The following is a 19,223-nucleotide window of genomic DNA, read 5'->3' as shown; positions in this document are numbered from 1 at the left end:
TTCGGGGGTCAATACCTATTTGTGTTGCTCTTTATCATTAATTGGAATCAAATATAAATACAGAGAAAAAACAATATGGGTACGCTGTATACAAAAAAGGATCAAAATATATTTACTATACAATAGGGGGATAAGCACATACAGTCCTATATTATTACGTACGTAACTATAACTCTTAGGGTTTATGATTTGGGAACTTTTTGTGTATAGGAAAAGGAACTAAATGAAAACGAAGAAGGTGCATCCGAAAATTGTGCAAGAAAGACTAGGACATTCGACTATTCAAATGACATTGGATACCTATTCCCATATGTTCCGAATATACAAGAAAAGGTAGCTTCTAAATTGGATGAAGTGTTCCAAAGAAGTGAGAACGAACATTCCATTTAAAAGTCAATATGACCAATCGGTGACTAGTTTATGTTTTTACACAAAAATAACAAGGGGTGCAAAATGCCGCAACCCTTGCTATGGTTAGATTTAGAGGGACGCCCCCGGCAGGATTCGAACCTGCGACACATGGTTTAGGAAACCATTGCTCTATCCCCTGAGCTACGGGGGCATATAAATTTAAAACAACATGATCTATTATACAAAATTATATCTATATTGAAAAGGAAGGACTAGGCTCTTTTATCTGAAATGGAAGAAACTACCGGGAAAAACCACCTTTAAATAAAGCTGCTGCACAAGGATAAAACGCCACATTCCTTTATATAAAAGGTGTTATATCCTTATGCAACAGGTTTTTTTACATTAACTTTCCTAATTCAATGGAACGCTCTTTGGCATTTTTCACACAGTCCATCATTGCTTTTTCGACATTATATTCATCCAGCGTTTCAATAGCCGCCTGTGTCGTTCCATTAGGGCTTGTTATTTTTTCTCTTAATGTTGATGCAGTTTCTCCTGATTGCTTTAACATTTCTCCGGCCCCAACGATTGTCTGCGTAATTAATTCCGATGCCACAAGTTGATCAAGCCCTGCTTCACTTGCAGCTTTCTGCATTGCCTCTACTACATAATAAAAATAGGCAGGTCCGCTTCCAGAAATACCTGTCACTGTATGCATTTCTTCCTCTTTTACAATAGACGTTGTACCAATCGTATTAAATAGCGATACTGCTTTTTGAAGATGTTCCTCTGAAGCATTTTCTCCCTTTGTAACAGCAGTAGCTGATAACCCAATGGAAGCTGATGTATTAGGCATAGCCCGAATAATAGGAATCTCCTTCCCGATAAGTTTTGCAATATAATCAGTTGATACACCAGCTAGAATGGAAATAATTAATTGATCTTCCTGGATATAGTCTTTCATAGAATCGATAGCTTCTTGAGCATCATGTGGTTTCATCGATAATATAATTAGATCTGCTCCTGCTACTAACTGCTTCTTGTTAAAATCACAATGTATTTCATAGCGTTCCGAAAGATTTTCTAATCGTTCCTTATTATTTTTATTCATGACAAAAATTTGTTCTTTTTTTAGAAAAGATGTTGTAATAATTCCTGATATAATTGCTTCTGCCATCGATCCTGCACCGATAAATGCTACTTTATTAAACAATATGTACTCCCCCTTTTAATAATTGAATCTAAAAAACTCATTCTATCCTATCTATAAGGACGGAATGAGTTTTCCGTGGTACCACCTTGTTTGGTATGTCTTCTACCCACTTTATAGTTGATAACGCAATAACATTGCGGTTAAGTATTAGGTAACGACTCCCAGGTAGGTTCAATCATGTCTATGTCCATAGGATCTCTCAGCCAATGAATCCCACTCTCTTTTGATACAACATGTATTTACTGGCCTGTTCACTGTCTTTTTATTTTACATTCAATTTTTTATACTATATGCTTCCTTGCCTTAATTGTCAAGTTTGAAGTAAATATGTGGTTTAAAAAAATAAAACCGCTACAATTGTAACAGTTTTATGTATCTCCAAATTTTATGCGCTTATTTAAATGGAGGAGGAAGAGGGATTCGAACCCCCGCGGGCTTTGACACCCCTTTCGGTTTTCAAGACCGACCCCTTCAGCCAGACTTGGGTATTCCTCCTTGATCAAATCGACAAGATATATAATATCATGCCTTTAAAAGGTTGTCAACAAAAATCAAATATTTTTTGGCAAGAAATAGGGAGAACGATAATGAGCCTGCCCTACTTCAGCCAAAATGAGATAAAATTTACTTTATAACTTCTCTTCCACCCATATAAGGACGCAAAACTTCTGGGATAACGACTGAGCCATCTTCCTGCTGAAAATTTTCTAAGATAGCTGCAACTGTACGTCCAACAGCTACACCTGATCCATTTAGTGTGTGAACAAACTCGGGCTTTCCGTTTGCTTCCCTTCGAAACCGGATTCCGGCACGTCTTGCCTGGAAATCCTCAAAATTAGAGCAAGAGGATATTTCGCGGTATGTTTCTTGACTTGGAATCCATACTTCAATGTCATACTTCTTTGCTGCAGTAAATCCTAAATCACCCGTACACATACTCATAACGCGATAAGGCAGATTTAATAATTGTAACACTTTCTCCGCATTTTCCGTCAATGTCTCTAATGTTTCATATGATTCCTCTGGTTTTGAAAAATGAACAAGTTCAACTTTATTGAATTGATGCTGGCGAATAAGACCTCGAGTATCTCTTCCGGCAGAACCTGCCTCAGACCGGAAATTTGCACTAAATGCAACATATTTTTTTGGCAGTTCCTCCATGATTTCATCACGATAATAATTCGTTACAGGTACTTCAGAAGTTGGTATCATAAAGTAATCCCAATCAGCAACACGAAAAGCATCCTCTTCAAATTTTGGCAGTTGTCCAGTACCTGTTAAACTTGCACGATTTACCATATATGGTGGTAGCATTTCCTCATAGCCGTGCTCATCAGCATGCAGATCAATCATGAAATTAAAAAGTGCTCGTTCAAGTCTTGCTCCGATTCCTTTATAGAAAACAAAACGGCTTCCGGTAACTTTTGCGGCTCTTTCAAAATCCAGTATATCTAGATTCTTAGCAATATCCCAATGTGGCTTTACTTCATGCGTAAACTCTGGTACATCTCCCCATTTTCGTACTTCCACATTATCCTCATCATCTTCTCCAATTGGTACACTTTCATGTGGTATATTCGGAATAGCATACATAATATTAGCTAATTTGTCTTCAGTTTCCTTTAGTTCTTTATCATAATTGGAAATTTGATCTCCTACTTCACGCATATCTTTAATTGCTGTATCTGCGTCTTTTTTTTCCTTTTTTAATACAGAAATTTGTTTTGAAACTTCATTACGCTTTGCTTTTAATGTCTCTGTTTCTTTAATTAATGTGCGCCGCTTTTCATCAAGTTCAGCAAATTTTTCAAGTTCCGACAAGTCTTCTCCACGATGTTTCAGTTTATCCTTTACTTCTTGTAAATGATTGCGCAAAAATTTCATATCCAACATAGTTATTTCCTCCTTATATGAAAGATCCTAGCTCAATAAAAATAAAAAACTCCCGCCCTAAAAAAGTAGGGACGAGAGTGTATTTCCCGCGTTGCCACCCTTGTTGAAGAGGATAACCCTTCCGGCTCACAGTTATAGTTATTAACGGTACTTAACCGGGTTTATCTACATAAATAATCTATCAATAAACCAGTTCAAGGATGGATTCATAGCACACTACACCGATTTTCACCAACCATCGACTCTCTATAGAAGTTAATGCTATTACTAATTCCTATCGCTACTGTTAAACATTGTATAAGAATTATGATATATCATAGCGAATAAATAAGTAAGATGCAAGTACATATGATCATTATTAACCTTATGCTTTGCTTTTATTCACTTCGATCCTGCATACGCTCTCCTGCTTCTAATGTACTCATTTCAATCCCTTTCATAGCAGTACCTAGATCTTTGGAAAGCTCGCCAATTAATTTATAATCTTTGTAATTTGCTGTCGCCTGAACGATTGCTCCTGCAAATTTCTTAGGATTATCGGATTTAAAAATACCTGAACCTACAAACACGCCGTCAGCACCCAGCTCCATCATTAATGCCGCATCAGAAGGGGTTGCAACACCACCTGCTGCAAAATTATTTACAGGTAAACGTCCTTCTTTACGAATAGCCATTAAAAGTTCATAAGGTGCTCCAATATTTTTAGCATAGGTCATGACTTCATCTTCAGACATTGCTACAAGCTGGCGAATTTCTGAATTAACTTCTCGCAAGTGACGTACCGCTTCGACAATATTCCCTGTACCAGGCTCACCTTTTGTACGAAGCATGGAAGCACCTTCACCAAGGCGGCGCGCTGCTTCGCCTAAATTACGGCATCCACATACAAATGGAACCGTATAGTCTGATTTTTTAAGATGGAATACCTCATCAGCTGGTGTTAACACTTCACTTTCATCAATATAATCGACACCCATGGCTTCCATCACACGCGCTTCGACAATGTGTCCAATGCGGCCTTTAGCCATAACTGGAATAGAAACAGCATTCATCACTTCCTCCGTAATCGTAGGATCAGCCATGCGGGCTACTCCACCAGCTGCGCGAATATCTGATGGCACTCGCTCTAAGGCCATAACTGCTACTGCTCCAGCTTCCTCAGCAATTTTAGCTTGCTCAGCGTTAACAACATCCATAATAACGCCATTTTTAGGTATTTCTACGCTAGTATTTGTCATTTGATTTCCCCCTGTATTCTCACAATTTAAAATTTAAAAGCGATTATTTATATAATACCATTTAGAACCAGCCTTTAACAGTATCAACAATAGTAGAAAATAAATTTGCGAAGAAAGAGCCAATTGCTCCTAACGCTAGCATAAACCAATTCTTTTTCTCCACTTCTTCTGTAGCGATTACATCAACCGTTTGTTTATCTTTTTTATCGAAAAGGTAACCGTAGTCATCATCACCATCATACACAAGTTCAGCAGTCCCTATCTTTTCTCCCTTTTTAATGGGCGCAGTTAATTCCCCATCTTTATTTAATTTCTTTTTATCAAAATGGTATTTGACACTATATTTTTTCTCGTCCCCTTTTTTCACTGGGGCCTGAATCGCATCTTTAAGCGCAATATCTATATTTTCATCTTTTCCTTTTATTACTGGAAGCGTTGATTTACCTTTCAATTGATAGTTTTTAGGGAATAACTCTTTCATTGTAAAATGTTTAAATCCATAATCAAATAGTTTTGCAGTTTCCTTAAAGCGTTCTTTTTCGCTTTCTGTTTTCATCACGACAGAAATTAGCTGCTTTCCATCACGCGTAACTGTTCCAGTAAAGCAATAGCCGGCAAGGTCTGTAAAACCTGTTTTTAAACCTGTTACCCCTTCATAAGCAAATTGTTTCAGATAGGACGCATCATGTGGAAGCATGTAGTTCCAATTGCGAATGGTTTGACCATCAAATTCAGTTTCTGGAATTTTTGATATTTCAAGTGCCTCTGGATAATCATTTACTAAATTATAGGCTAATATGGCGGCAGAACGGGCGGACATTAAGTTCACCTCATCCGGTTCTGTCCCTTCCGGATGATTATCACCTAGTGATTTATTATCTAAGCCGCTGGAATTTACAAATTTATACTCTGGCAGTCCCATTTCTCCAGCTTTTTTATTCATTAATTTTACAAATTCACCTTCTGAACCAGCAATAAGTTCAGCAAGTGCAATGGTTGTTGCATTATCGGAATTAATCGCCATTGCCTCATATAACTGACGTACAGTGTAATCCTTATCTTGTTTCAAACCTACTCCTGAAAATGATTCATCTGCAGATATACTATATGCATAGTCACTGATTTGCGTTGTTGTCTCCCAATCTATTTCCCCTTTTTCAATAGCTTCCCAAACAAGATATTCTGTCATCATCTTGGTCATACTAGCAGGTGGAAGTTCGATGTCTGGATTTTTTGCATATAAAACCTTCCCTGTTTCAGCATCAACTAATATAGCTGATTCTGCATTAAGATTTAATTCTTTAGCTTGTACAGCATTTGGTTGTGCTGAAAACAATGCTGTCATTACAAAAGTTATGAGTAAAAATGACAAACCCTTTCCTATGTTGTGTTTCAACTTTCTCTACCTCCACTTTTCACCTTTAACATTTTTATTTTTAGAACGAACGAGACACACCTTTGTTATTTTACCATAATAAAAAGTAAAAAAATAGATAGGGAAGTGTCCCTATCTATATTATTATTTAGAAATTTTTTATGCTTATTAAAGCGTCTATTGAACGGAATAATTCGGTGCTTCTTTGGTTATTTGAACGTCATGCGGATGGTTCTCTCTTAGTCCCGCATTGGTAATTTTAATAAATTGAGATTCATTTCGGAGGGCATCAATTGTTTCTGAACCAGTATACCCCATACCAGCGCGAAGTCCTCCGATTAGCTGATGAAATGTTTCTGCCAGCGGACCTTTATAAGCGACTCTTCCCTCAATTCCCTCAGGAACTAATTTGTTCGACTGTGAAGAATCTTGGAAATAGCGATCTTTAGAGCCCGCCTTCATTGCTCCTACTGATCCCATGCCACGATACACTTTATATTGTCTTCCTTGATATATTTCCATTTCACCGGGGCTTTCTGTAACGCCCGCAAACATACTTCCAAGCATAACCGCGTGAGCGCCCGCTGCTAATGCTTTTACAATATCACCAGAATACTTGATTCCTCCATCTGCAATGACAGGAACACCATATTCCGAAGCTGCTTTTGCACAGTCATTTACTGCTGTTATTTGTGGAACTCCTATTCCTGCTACAACACGGGTTGTACAAATAGAACCAGGTCCAATACCGACCTTAACAATTGATGCGCCAGCCTCAATTAAGTCCCTTGTCGCCTCTGCTGTAGCAACATTTCCAGCAATAATATCGAGATTTGGATACGCATCGCGAATACTTTTTACTTTTTCTAACACCCCTTTGGAGTGTCCATGGGCTGTATCAATGACAATAACATCGACACTTGCTTCAACCAATTTTTCAATACGTTTCATTGCATCATTCGTTACGCCTACAGCAGCACCAACAATTAATCTCCCTTGTGAATCTTTTGCAGCATTTGGGAATTCAATTACTTTTTCAATATCTTTAATTGTAATTAAGCCTTTAAGAATATTTGCTTCATCAACTAAAGGTAATTTTTCAATTTTGAATTTCTGCATTAAATTCTCTGCTTCTTCCAATGTTGTACCCACTGGAGCAGTTACAAGATCTTCACTAGTCATAACATCTGCGATAGTAATGGAATAATCTTGAATAAAGCGTAAGTCCCGATTCGTTAAAATACCGACTAATTCTTGGTCTTCAATATTGTTAACGATCGGTACTCCGGAAATGCGGAATTTCCCCATTAAATGTTCAGCATCAAACACTTGATGTTCAGGAGTTAAGAAAAATGGATTTGTAATTACACCACTCTCAGAACGCTTTACACGGTCAACAATCTCTGCCTGATCCTCAATGGACATGTTTTTATGAACAACTCCAAAGCCGCCTTGGCGAGCCATTGCAATTGCCATAGATGCTTCTGTTACCGTATCCATACCAGCACTAATTAAAGGAGCATTTAATTTTAAATGATCTGATAACGTTGTTCCCACATTTACATCACTTGGTAAAACTTCTGATTTAGCTGGCATTAATAAAACATCATCAAATGTTAACCCTTCTTTTGCAAACTTATCTTCACGCATCATTTTTCCTCCTTATTTTTTAAGTTTCGTATATATGAACTATGATTATAATTAATCAAATTGGTGAAACTATACAGTAGTCTATTGTAATATACAATACGTGATCACAAATGCTTTTTCAATAACAGATTCTTCATCGATAAAAAGTAAATAGATTCTAAATTTTTTAAATAGTAAAGAGAGGTAATGGGATGAATAAAAAGCGCATAAAAGACTTTTATATTTATTTACAATCCCAGCAAACTGCACAACACTTTCTTCATCAATGTTATAAAAAAAGACAAATATCGAATGCTGAGGCAAAGAGCTATGAAAATTGTAATACTTTTATGTATTACTTGGAGCATGGATACCAATTTTACACAAGTGGCAAAGACAGTAAACCCATGCTGCAGCCTATTCTATATTTTTATGGAATGACGCATCTTATTAAGGCTTGTCTTTTAACAAAAAGGCCAAATTATCCAGAATCAACATCTATGCTAGCACATGGTGTCTCAACTAGGAAAAGGAAAAAAAAAGATTATACATTTATCCAAGATGAAATCAAATTACAGCATAATGGTCTTTTCCCCTATTTTTCTGAACATCTGTTTTCTATACGCCAGTTTCCTTTTGGAAAAATCAAAATGTATGATCTATTATCCCTAATTCCCGAAATATCTTCATTATTCCGTTTCCAAAATAGCGAAAAATTAACGATAATAGGTAAGCTTGACTCAAGAATTTTAAAATTTCCTATATCCTTATTAGATAGCTATCATTTAACAAAAAAAGCCTTTATTCAGCGTATACAGACGTATTTACCAAATATAGAACATATTAAAAGTGAGTCATCATTTCTGTCCGTCGAATTAGAAAAACCTATCTCAGAATCTTATGGTCCTTTCTTTTTCCATTGTTTGGATCATACCATTCATTTTCCAATCTTCCGAGAACATGATATCCATATTTCGGAAGTAATGATTCATTATTTATTATTATATAATCTGAGTATGTTATCCCGGTATGAAACAGAATGGTGGGGAGAGCTTTTAACAACCAAACCTGAAGTAGACTATCCATTTATCATTCAGTTTCTCACATACACATTTGAAAAGATTCCGCTATTACTTGGACAACTGCTTTATCAAATGCATCTTTCCAAATAACCAGTAAAGCTTTTAGCAAGTAGATAGGAAAAAAGATGACTTCAGAAAGTGTTTGGCCTTCTGAGTCATCCTTTACGTTTTTATTCTTCGTCTGGTCTATTTTCTTCGTCCTTGTTTACTTCTGAATCAGATTGCGATGCTTCTTCTTGTCCTTTTTGCTCATCTTCTTCATGTTCAACTTTAGCAACAGTCGCCACTTCTTCATCATTTTGCAGACGAATGAGACGCACTCCCATTGTATTGCGGCCGGTTTCGGATATATCGGTTACAGGGATGCGAATTAATACTCCGGCAACTGTAATAAGCATTAATTCTTCTTCTCCAGTAACCGCCTTTACTGCAACAACATCACCTGTTTTATCTGTTAATTTACATGTAAAAATACCTTTTCCACCACGATTAGTAGTACGGTACTCTTCTTCAGGGGTTTGTTTTCCATATCCTTTATTGGTAATGTGGAGAATCTTAGAGTCTTCTTCAATAATTTCCATAGAAACCACCACATCTCCACCACGCAAAGTGATACCCTTCACTCCTGCAGCAGTCCTGCCCATTGCTCTTATTTGACTCTCATGGAAACGGATGAGATAACCATTTTCCGTTGCAAGCATCATATCTTTTGTGCCATCTGTTAGCCGTACCGAAATTAATTCGTCTTCATCACGAAGACCTACAGCAATTAATCCACCCTTACGAATATTTTTGAATTGAGATAGTGTTGTCCGTTTAGAAATGCCATGTTTCGTCGTAAAGAATAAATAATCATCTTCACTAAATTCATTTACTGAAATAACCGCATTAATCCACTCATCTCTTTCAATTTGAATCATATTAATGATAGGAATGCCTTTAGCTGTTCGACTGAACTCAGGTATTTCATAGCCTTTCACCTTATAAACCTTCCCTTTATTTGTAAAGAAAAGAACAGTGTCATGTGTAGAGGTTGATACAAGATGTTCCACAAAATCATCCGCATTAGTGCCCATTCCTTGAATACCACGGCCTCCACGCTTTTGTGTACGATAGGTGGATGATGGCAGGCGTTTAATATATCCTTGATGTGTTAGCGTGATGACGATATTTTCTTCAGGAATTAAATCCTCGTCTTCAAAGAAGTCTACACCACCAGGCACAATATCGGTGCGGCGATCATCGTTATAGCGCTCTTTTATTTCGTTGAGTTCTTCACGGATGATTTCTAATACTTTCTCTTCATCAGCTAAAATAGCCTTTAATTCATCAATTAATTGGATTAATTCATTATATTCATTTTCAATCTTTTCTCTTTCTAAACCGGTTAGTCGTTGCAAGCGCATATCCAAGATTGCTTGTGCTTGTTTTTCAGAAAGATTAAAGCGTTCTATTAACCCTTGCCTTGCTACATCTGTGGTTTTTGAGTTACGAATCAATGAAATGACTTCGTCCAGATGATCAAGTGCAATTCGTAAACCTTCTAAAATATGAGCACGTGCTTCCGCTTTGCGTAATTCAAAAGCAGTACGTCGCTTGATAATCACCTTTTGATGTTCCAAATAATGCTCTAAACATTGCTTAATGGATAGTACCCTTGGCTGGCCCTCTACTAAGGCGAGCATATTAATACCAAATGTTGTTTGTAGGGCTGTGTATTTATACAAATTATTTAAAACAACACTTGCATTAACATCACGACGTAATTCGATAACAATCCGCATCCCGTTTCGATCAGATTCATCACGTAAATCAGTAATGCCATCTATCCGTTTATCACGAACATGATCAGCTATTTTTTCAATTAATTTTGCCTTATTGACTTGATATGGTAATTCAGTAACGATAATCATTGATTTCCCATTCGGTTGCTCTACGATATCAGACTTAGCCCGAATTGTGATTGAACCCTTCCCAGTTTCATAGGCTCTGCGTATACCGCTTTTCCCAAGGATTTGCCCAGCTGTAGGAAAGTCGGGGCCATACAGATAATTCTCCATTAGTTCATCAATCGTAATTTCCGGATCTTTACTAATCGCCAAAACGGCATCAATGGTTTCTCCCAAATTATGTGGTGGGATGTTGGTGGCCATTCCAACTGCAATCCCAGACGTGCCATTAACAAGTAAATTTGGAAACCTTGCTGGAAAGACGACAGGCTCCCTCTCTGTACCATCATAATTGTCCTGGTAATCGATGGTGTCTTTATTAATATCACGTAATAGTTCCATTGATATTTTGGACATACGTGCCTCTGTATAACGCATTGCTGCTGCTGAATCACCATCAACCGAGCCGAAGTTACCATGACCATCTACAAGCATATTTCGATAACTAAAATCTTGGGCCATACGAACCATTGCTTCATAAACTGCTGAATCACCATGGGGGTGGTACTTCCCGATAACTTCCCCAACGATTCGTGCAGATTTTTTATAAGCTTTATCCGCATGCATCCCGAGATCATTCATTGCATATAATATACGACGATGAACAGGCTTTAACCCATCACGGACATCCGGCAGGGCACGCGCTACAATAACACTCATTGCATAGTCAAGAAAAGATGTACGCATTTCTTTGCTTATATTAACTTCTTGAACATTGGGACGTTGTTGATCCGCCATTTGATTACCTCCTATTGGAAAACCCTTTGTAGATTCCCCTTATACATCTAAATTTTGAACATATTGCGCATTTTCTTCAATAAAGTTTCGGCGCGGTTCCACTTTATCACCCATTAAAATATTAAAAACTTCATCCGCATCCATCGCATCGGTTAACTCAACTTGAAGTAATGTTCGAGTTTCTGGATCCATGGTTGTTTCCCATAACTGTGTCGCATTCATTTCACCTAAACCTTTATAACGCTGAATACCTGGTTTCGGTGATTTAGGAATTTCTTCTAAAATACGGTCTAATTCTGCATCATCATAGGCATAATGTGCTGCTTTTCCTTGTTGGACCTTATAAAGTGGTGGTTGTGCGATGTAAATATAACCATGTTCAATTAACGGTTTCATATAACGATAGAAAAACGTCAATAATAATGTGCGAATATGCGCTCCGTCGACATCTGCATCCGTCATAATAACGATTTTATGATAACGGGCTTTGCTGATATCAAAGTCTTCCCCAATACCCGTACCTAGTGCTGTTATCATCATTCGTACTTCGTTATTCGATAAAATGCGGTCCAAACGGGCCTTTTCCACATTTAAAATCTTACCGCGAAGAGGCAAGATAGCTTGGAAATGGCGATCTCGTCCCTGTTTTGCAGAACCCCCAGCAGAATCCCCCTCAACAATATATAATTCACTTATTTCTGCGTCTTTTGAAGAACAATCTGCTAGTTTACCCGGTAAATTGGAAACTTCCAGGGCACTTTTTCTTCTAGTTAATTCTCGAGCTTTCTTTGCAGCCATACGAGCACGAGAAGCCATAAGTCCCTTTTCAACAATTGTTTTTCCGATCGAAGGGTTTTCGTAAAGAAACTTTGAAAATGCTTCACTAAATACAGAATCTGTCACCGTGCGAACTTCACTGTTTCCGAGTTTTGTCTTTGTTTGCCCTTCAAATTGCGGGTCTGGATGTTTAATAGAAACAATAGCAGTCATCCCTTCCCGAACATCATCTCCGGATAAATTCGGATCATCTTCCTTAAATAAATTATTTTTTCGAGCATAATCATTGATGACACGGGTCAGTCCAGTCCTAAATCCAGATTCATGCGTTCCACCCTCATACGTATGAATATTATTTGCAAAGGAATAAAGATTGCTAGCATATCCATCATTGTATTGTATAGATACTTCTACTGCTATTTGCTGATCTTCACCTTCAGAATAAAATGGCTCGTGTAAAGCATCTTTGGTTCGGTTAAGATATTCAACATAAGAGATAATTCCACCTTCATAATGATAAGTAACAGGCTCTTCATCATTTCGCTTATCTTCTAGTGAAATGGAAATTCCCTTATTTAAAAATGCCAATTCACGAAGACGTTGCGCTAACGTCTCAAAATCAAATACAGTAGTTTCTGTGAAAATAGTCGGATCAGGTTTAAAATGAATAATTGTTCCTGTAATATCCGTCTCGCCAATTACTTTAATGTCTTCTTGAGATACTCCCTTTTCAAACCCTAGATAATAAACTTTTTCATCACGATGCACATATACTTCTAAGTTACTGGATAATGCGTTTACTACGGATGCACCTACACCATGCAAACCACCAGATACTTTATAGCCGCCACCACCAAACTTTCCGCCTGCGTGGAGGACAGTCATAATAACTTCCAGTGCAGATTTTCCTGTTTTCTCATGCGTATCAACCGGAATACCCCGGCCATTATCTTTAACAGTAATACTATTGTCTTTTTCGACAATTACCTGTATATGATCGCAGTACCCTGCCAACGCTTCGTCAATACTGTTATCAATAATTTCCCAAACAAGATGGTGAAGTCCCTTTTCACTCGTTGATCCAATATACATACTAGGGCGTTTCCTAACAGCTTCTAGACCTTCAAGAATCTGTATTTGCTCCGCATCATATGCTTGTTCATTTGTTACTTTTTCGTTCATAGACATTATCTCACCCACATTTCATATACTTAAAACTAAAAAACTTTTATTCCAGTTCTTCCGAATAATCCTCAAGCTTACTAATTGTAGAAATCATACTTGCCCGTTTTTGTAGGGTTGGAACGGACAATGTACTAAAATAAATAATATCCTTTGTGATCACTACTGATTTTGCATCCGTTTCTTCTCCCATAATTTTGTCTTGTTTTTTTGAAGCAGCAACCATTTCCTCCATAATCACAGAAGATGAAATGATATTATAATCAACGATTGAAATGATGTTTCGTGATTGAATCACGTTAGCATTGCCTAAATGAATAAACATTGTATACCCCCAAGTTTATCTAGCTTTTTTTTTACTTGGAAACGATTGATCGATTCTTAAACTATTTTTGTACTCGAATTATATATCTATTATTCCATTGCGGACGCGAAAAAGTTCCGCTCTTTTTAATGTTTCATGATTAATTCCATCAACATTCGTGGTGGATACAAAGGTTTGGACTTTCCCTTGAATCGTATTTAACAAATGAGATTGCCTATAATTATCCAATTCACTTAAAACATCATCAAGCAGCAAAACAGGATATTCACCAACCTCGTTATATATAAGGTCTAATTCAGCTAGTTTTACAGATAAAGCTGTTGTTCGCTGTTGACCCTGAGATCCATAGACTTGGACATCTTTATCATTAACATAAAATACGAGATCATCACGGTGGGGCCCAATTAATGTGGTTCCGCGATCAATCTCTTTTTCTTGTATTTCATTAAATTTATTCGAATAGATTGTTTCTATTTTCTCCTTATTTTCCTCTTCTGATACCCCAATTGTAGGGTTATATCGAATATCTAAGTTTTCCATCTGACGACTAATTCCAGAATGAATTGGTTTTGCCCATTTCCTTAACAATTCTAAAAACATAAATCTTCTTTCTAATAAAATTGCCGCATGTTCAATTAATTGATCCGTTAAAACTTGAAGCATTGTTTTATCTTGTTTTCCTTTACGTTGCATTTGTTTTAGAAGATGATTGCGCTGTTTTAAAATCTTTTGATAATGTCCTAAATGGTAGACGTACTTAGGTTGAATTTGTCCAAGTTCCATATCAATAAAACGTCTGCGGATATGTGGCGGGCCTTTTACTAAGGTCAAATCTTCCGGGGCAAACATCACAACATTTAACGCACCAATATACTGGCTTAATCGCTTTTGTTCAATATGATTTAATTTTGCTTTTTTGCCTTTTCTTGAAATAATAATATCAAGGGGGAAACTTTGCTTTCGTTTTGTAACCCTTCCTTCTATTTTAGCATACTCTTCATCCCAGCTAATGAGTTCTTTATCACGTGGTGTACGGTGGGACTTCGTAAAGGCTAAAAGGTAGATTGCCTCCATCAAATTGGTTTTCCCTTGGGCATTTTCTCCAATAATCACGTTAACTTTATCATCAAAAGGGATATCCAATTTCTGATAATTACGATAGTTTTTTAGTTTTAATTGTTGAATGTGCATACTAAATTCCTCTTTTTAGCGCTAAATATACACGCCCTGCAAGTGTTTGAAAGCAAAATAAGTCGTTACATTTCTTTTTTTACAGCTATAAATGAACCAATACCTTCTACTTCTACCACATCATTTGGATATAATTTTCTGCCACGGCGATGTTCCCTCTCCTTATTGACGATCACACCTTGATCCTTTAGGAAAGATTTAATCATTCCGCCAGATTCAAGAATATTTGCTAGTTTAATAAATTGTCCCAATGTGATGTAAGTTGTAGAAATTTCTATTTTTTCATACATTTCATTCACCAAATTCTATTTGTATAATGTAGATATAAAACTTGTTACCTATAATTTTTTGTTAACCTTAGATTTACGGTTTTAAAAGCTCTAATACCTATTTTACTAAACTTTTTGTGTTTAGGGAAGGATTCCCCCTTTAAATATATAAAAACGCCAAAATAAGCCTTAAAATACCTTTTTTATCATTCTGTACATATATGAAAGAAAAAATACTAAAAATATGCTAAATAGAAAAGCCCTTATCCTTTATGATAAGAGCTTTCTATTTTTAATATGTTCGAACAGGCAGAATCAGTTGTAAAATGGAATCATTGTTCACTGGCCTAATAATGAATGGTCGCATTGCACCTGTAAATTCTATTTTAACCTCATCATATTCAATCGCTTTTAATGCATCTAGCATATACTTTGAACTAAACGAAATTTTCAATTCTTCTCCCTCAATGGATTTAGCAGAAATCTCTTCCGTAGCTCGACCAACTTCCGGAGAATTACTTGTTATTTCAACAGTTTGTCCATCTTTTGTTGTTAATCGGACGACATTATTTCGGTCTTCCTTGGCAAGCAGGGAAGCTCGGTCAATCGTATTTAATAAATCTTTTGTGTTTACGTAGAGCACCGTTTTACTCTGATCCGGTATTAAACGGGACGTTTCCGGATATGTACCATCAAGCAATCGCGATAGGAAATATAAATGTTTTGTTCGAAATAGAATTTGATTGTTTGTAACACTAATTTCAATAGGTTCATCCGTGTCATCTAAAATTTTATACAATTCATTCAAGCTTTTTCCTGGTACGACAATACTTGAAAATTCGATATTTGCCTCTTTTACAGGTATTTCTCTTGACGCGAGTCGATGACTGTCTGTTGCTGTAAATTTGAGCTGTTTACCTTCTAGTTTCAGATTAACTCCAGTTAAAATTGGACGGGTTTCCATTGTAGAAATTGCAAATACCGTTTGTTTAATTAAGTTTTTTAAAAGATCTGTTTGTAATTCAAAACTATCATCTGTTTGCAATTTCGGAAGTTGTGGATATTCCTCTGCGTCTTGTCCATTTAAATTAAACTCTGCTTTTCCTGAACGTATCGTTACCTTTAAATTTGAATCTGCCTCTATTTCTACTGTTTTTTCCGGTAATTTTCGAACAATATCTGGAAAATAGCGTGCCTGCAACACAATACTTCCTTCTTCAATTTCTTCTACATGTACCATTCCATCTGATTCAGCAGGAATATAGGATTCAATAGAAATATCAGAATCACTGCCGGTTAGTTTGATTCCATGATCTTTCGCTTCGATTTTCATACCCGTTAATATTGGAATTGCTGTTCTTGTTGAAATTGCCTTCATTACATCTTGTACGCTAGCAATTAATTTATCTCGTTGAATTATAAATTTCATGGAATTAATCCTCCTATATGGAAGTATATTATATATATTTTATTAATATAATACAGTAATAATAGTAATAAGAACTGTGCATATGTTGATAACTGGGATATAACGAATCATAAAAAGGTTATACACATGTGGATAAAATGTTTACAACTGTCATTCTTCGTTCACACTATTAACATGTGTATCGATTAAATACCTTTTAATTTTTCTTTAATTTCTTCAATGTTTTTGCTTAAAAGTGTATCTGATTCGATTGTTTTTGTTATTTTTTCATGAGCATGAATGACGGTTGTGTGGTCACGACCGCCAAATTCCTCTCCGATTTTAGGAAGAGAGAGATCCGTTAGTTGTCTGGAGAGATACATAGCAATTTGTCTTGGGAATGCAATCGACTTTGTTCTCTTTTTAGCCGCAAAGTCTTCTAGTTTGACATTGTATTTTTCTCCAACAGCTTCCTGAATAGCTTGTACTGTTATTACTCTCGGTTTATTGCTGGGAATGATATCTTTCAGTGCATCAGCTGCCAGAGCTGCATCAATATCCTGGTTTACTAAAGAAGAGTATGCAACAACACGGATTAATGCACCTTCTAATTCACGGATGTTTGTATCAATTTGATTTGCAATATAAAGCATCACTTCATTCGGAATGTCCAATCCATCTGCTTTTGCTTTTTTATTTAGGATTGCTATTCTCGTCTCCAAGTCTGGAGGAGTAATATCGGTGATCAAACCCCATTCAAATCTTGAGCGTAATCGATCCTCTAAAGTTGGTATTTCCTTTGGTGGCCGATCACTGGATATAATAATTTGCTTACTTTCTTCATGTAATGCATTAAATGTATGGAAAAATTCTTCTTGAGTAGATTCTTTTCCGGCGATAAATTGAATATCATCAATTAATAGGACATCAACATTGCGATATTTATTTCGGAAGTTAATTGTTTTATTATCCATAATTGCATTAATAAATTCATTCGTAAATTTTTCTGAAGTAAGATATAGCACATTTGCTTCGGGATTATTTTCTTGCACGTAATGTCCGATTGCATGCATAAGATGGGTTTTACCAAGCCCGACTCCACCATAGATAAAGAGCGGGTTGTACGCATTTGCCGGTGCTTCAGCAACTGCCAGGGATGCAGCATGAGCAAATCGGTTGCCAGCCCCAATAACAAAAGTATCGAATGTATATTTTGGATTTAACATTGTTTTTTGTTTTTCATAGGTTTTATTTGACTTTGATTTTGACATAGGTTTTGCAGGCGGATCTTTCATTTCTGCTTGGTTATTAACTTCGGGAATAATGAATTTTGTTTTTAGCTCTGCGCCTGTCACTTCGTATAATGTGTCTGTTATTAATTTGGTATATTGACCCTCCAGCCAATCTCTTGAAAATTCATTAGGTGCAGCAATTATAAGCGTATTGTCCTGGAGCGCATCAGCTTTTGTATGTTTTAGCCATGTTTCAAAGCTAGGCTTACTAACTTTTTCTTGAATTTTTGTCAAGGTTGCCGACCATAATTCGTTAATATTTTCCATACTGTTTTCACCCCTTTTTTTAATGATTTTGATCCTGAAAGGAATTAAAAAGCCTTTTACAATCTTTCTTTAGGAAACTTGGGATAAATAAAGAAAGATGATAAGGCCCATTTATATATACATGTTGTTATGGAAAGGCACAAAGAATGTGGACAAGAAAATGGCTTTATTTATATAGCTAGAATGAGTTATCTACTTCACGCACAATCTTGTTGATAACTATTTTAACAAGGTGTGGATTTTTATCCACACGCTATCCACATTCTGTGGATAAAAATATAAGTGTAATTACATGTTAACATAACAAAACATGAATATAATATCAGATAAAAGCTTTTATTGCAATGAATTGTAGACACTTATCCACAAAGTTCGCAAGGTGTAGATAAATATTATCCACATTGTATTATATTGTGGTTATCTTGTCGATAATTGTTGTGAATAAAAAAATATTGTCGTTTTGTTGTGAACATTGGATGTGGATAACCGGAGTAAGGGTGAAGAAGTTATAAATTTCAAAGAAGATGTAGAAGCTGGTCCTGTAAAAAGAAAAAAAGATGTTCTGCAAAATGAAGTTGACAGATTCGATAATTTTTACGTATAATTATCAAGACTGTCTTCTGAATATTAACGTTTAGTCAGTTTTTAAATTCCTCGGGGAGGTGCAAGATAGATGAAAAGAACATTTCAACCAAATAATCGTAAGCGAAAAAAGGTACATGGCTTTCGCGCGCGTATGAGTACAAAAAACGGTCGTAAAGTGTTAGCTCGTCGCCGTCAAAAAGGAAGAAAAGTAATTTCTGCATAGGCCACTGAAACATGTCAGTGGTCTTTTTTAACTTTTAGATATAAAAAGATTTTGGAGTTTGAGATAGAGCTGGAGAGGCAGATTTACTATTCTGTTTGATCCATTGCTTATTCTTAGACAGGCTTATATAGGTGGTCAGTATGAAAAAAGCATTTCGCATAAAAGATAATAAAGAGTTTCAGTATGTGTTCAAACAAGGGAAGTCTTTTGCAAATAGGCAGCTTGTTTTATAT

Annotated in this window: 15 protein-coding genes, 2 tRNA genes, 1 pseudogene and 1 other annotated feature; of the genes and pseudogenes, 4 read left to right on the top strand and 14 right to left on the bottom strand. The window is 36.3% G+C overall.

Translation table 11 applies throughout. The annotated features are described in order from the left end of the window. Nucleotides 1-241 precede the first annotated feature (241 nt). Nucleotides 242-390 (top strand): annotated as a pseudogene (locus tag GZ63_RS18835) (site-specific integrase); the annotation flags it as partial. A gap of 99 nt (nt 391-489) precedes the next feature. Here GZ63_RS18835 and GZ63_RS0110055 read toward each other — a convergent pair. From GZ63_RS0110055 to guaB, 7 genes are all read right to left on the bottom strand, one after another. Then, nucleotides 490-562 (bottom strand) — tRNA-Arg (locus GZ63_RS0110055). Nucleotides 563-751: 189 nt separating this feature from the next. Further along, nucleotides 752-1,570 carry a pyrroline-5-carboxylate reductase gene (gene proC, locus GZ63_RS0110050; RefSeq protein ID WP_029269163.1) on the bottom strand — a complete coding sequence of 273 codons (819 nt, stop codon included), beginning with the start codon at nt 1,568-1,570 and terminating at the stop codon, nt 752-754. 399 nt (nt 1,571-1,969) lie between these two features. Further along, nucleotides 1,970-2,062, bottom strand: a tRNA-Ser gene (locus tag GZ63_RS0110045). A 129-nt stretch (nt 2,063-2,191) separates the two neighbouring features. Then, complete coding sequence (serS, locus tag GZ63_RS0110040; RefSeq protein WP_029269162.1) at nt 2,192-3,460, bottom strand: serine--tRNA ligase; 1,269 nt, start codon at nt 3,458-3,460, stop codon at nt 2,192-2,194. A gap of 64 nt (nt 3,461-3,524) precedes the next feature. Next, nucleotides 3,525-3,750 (bottom strand) — a binding site (T-box leader). An 87-nt stretch (nt 3,751-3,837) separates the two neighbouring features. Further along, complete coding sequence (pdxS, locus tag GZ63_RS0110035; RefSeq protein WP_029269160.1) at nt 3,838-4,698, bottom strand: pyridoxal 5'-phosphate synthase lyase subunit PdxS; 861 nt, start codon at nt 4,696-4,698, stop codon at nt 3,838-3,840. Nucleotides 4,699-4,759: 61 nt separating this feature from the next. Beyond that, a complete protein-coding gene (locus GZ63_RS0110030) occupies nt 4,760-6,094 on the bottom strand; it encodes a serine hydrolase (RefSeq protein WP_029269157.1) in 1,335 nt (444 codons plus the stop codon). 156 nt (nt 6,095-6,250) lie between these two features. After that, the gene (gene guaB / locus GZ63_RS0110025) at nt 6,251-7,723 is read right to left on the bottom strand and encodes an IMP dehydrogenase (RefSeq protein ID WP_029269156.1); all 1,473 of its coding nucleotides are present in this window, start codon (nt 7,721-7,723) and stop codon (nt 6,251-6,253) included. Between the two features lie 191 nt (nt 7,724-7,914). On the opposite strand from guaB, the gene GZ63_RS0110020 reads away from it, so the two are divergent. Next, complete coding sequence (locus tag GZ63_RS0110020) at nt 7,915-8,874, top strand: YaaC family protein (protein ID WP_051681456.1); 960 nt, start codon at nt 7,915-7,917, stop codon at nt 8,872-8,874. Nucleotides 8,875-8,954: 80 nt separating this feature from the next. Here the strand turns inward: GZ63_RS0110020 and gyrA are convergent, their stop codons facing one another. From gyrA to dnaA, 7 genes are all read right to left on the bottom strand, one after another. Further along, nucleotides 8,955-11,471, bottom strand: coding sequence for a DNA gyrase subunit A (gene gyrA, locus GZ63_RS0110015; RefSeq protein WP_029269152.1), 2,517 nt, complete (start codon nt 11,469-11,471; stop codon nt 8,955-8,957). A gap of 39 nt (nt 11,472-11,510) precedes the next feature. Then, nucleotides 11,511-13,436, bottom strand: a complete 1,926-nt coding sequence (gene gyrB / locus GZ63_RS0110010) for a DNA topoisomerase (ATP-hydrolyzing) subunit B (protein ID WP_038221157.1) — start codon at nt 13,434-13,436, stop codon at nt 11,511-11,513. 40 nt (nt 13,437-13,476) lie between these two features. Then, a complete protein-coding gene (gene remB, locus GZ63_RS0110005) occupies nt 13,477-13,755 on the bottom strand; it encodes an extracellular matrix regulator RemB (protein ID WP_029269148.1) in 279 nt (92 codons plus the stop codon). A 78-nt stretch (nt 13,756-13,833) separates the two neighbouring features. Continuing rightward, nucleotides 13,834-14,946: a DNA replication/repair protein RecF gene (gene recF / locus GZ63_RS0110000; RefSeq protein WP_029269146.1), complete on the bottom strand. Its 1,113-nt coding sequence runs from the start codon at nt 14,944-14,946 to the stop codon at nt 13,834-13,836. 65 nt (nt 14,947-15,011) lie between these two features. After that, on the bottom strand, nt 15,012-15,236 hold the full coding sequence (gene yaaA, locus GZ63_RS0109995; RefSeq protein ID WP_029269144.1) for a S4 domain-containing protein YaaA: 225 nt from the start codon (nt 15,234-15,236) through the stop codon (nt 15,012-15,014). Nucleotides 15,237-15,507: 271 nt separating this feature from the next. After that, nucleotides 15,508-16,644, bottom strand: a complete 1,137-nt coding sequence (dnaN, locus tag GZ63_RS0109990; RefSeq protein WP_029269142.1) for a DNA polymerase III subunit beta — start codon at nt 16,642-16,644, stop codon at nt 15,508-15,510. A 185-nt stretch (nt 16,645-16,829) separates the two neighbouring features. Continuing rightward, complete coding sequence (gene dnaA, locus GZ63_RS0109985) at nt 16,830-18,182, bottom strand: chromosomal replication initiator protein DnaA (protein ID WP_029269140.1); 1,353 nt, start codon at nt 18,180-18,182, stop codon at nt 16,830-16,832. A 673-nt stretch (nt 18,183-18,855) separates the two neighbouring features. On the opposite strand from dnaA, the gene rpmH reads away from it, so the two are divergent. Both rpmH and GZ63_RS0109970 read left to right on the top strand, forming a co-directional pair. Beyond that, the gene (gene rpmH / locus GZ63_RS0109975; RefSeq protein WP_029269138.1) at nt 18,856-18,990 is read left to right on the top strand and encodes a 50S ribosomal protein L34; all 135 of its coding nucleotides are present in this window, start codon (nt 18,856-18,858) and stop codon (nt 18,988-18,990) included. Nucleotides 18,991-19,130: 140 nt separating this feature from the next. After that, nucleotides 19,131-19,223 (top strand): ribonuclease P protein component (locus GZ63_RS0109970; RefSeq protein ID WP_029269137.1); only part of this gene is annotated, 93 nt, incomplete at its 3' end.

The organism is Virgibacillus alimentarius, assembly GCF_000709085.1.
Lineage (GTDB): Bacteria > Bacillota > Bacilli > Bacillales > Amphibacillaceae > Virgibacillus_B > Virgibacillus_B alimentarius.
The sequence above is the reverse complement of the archived record's forward strand: the minus strand, read 5'-3'. Positions and strand labels throughout refer to the sequence as shown.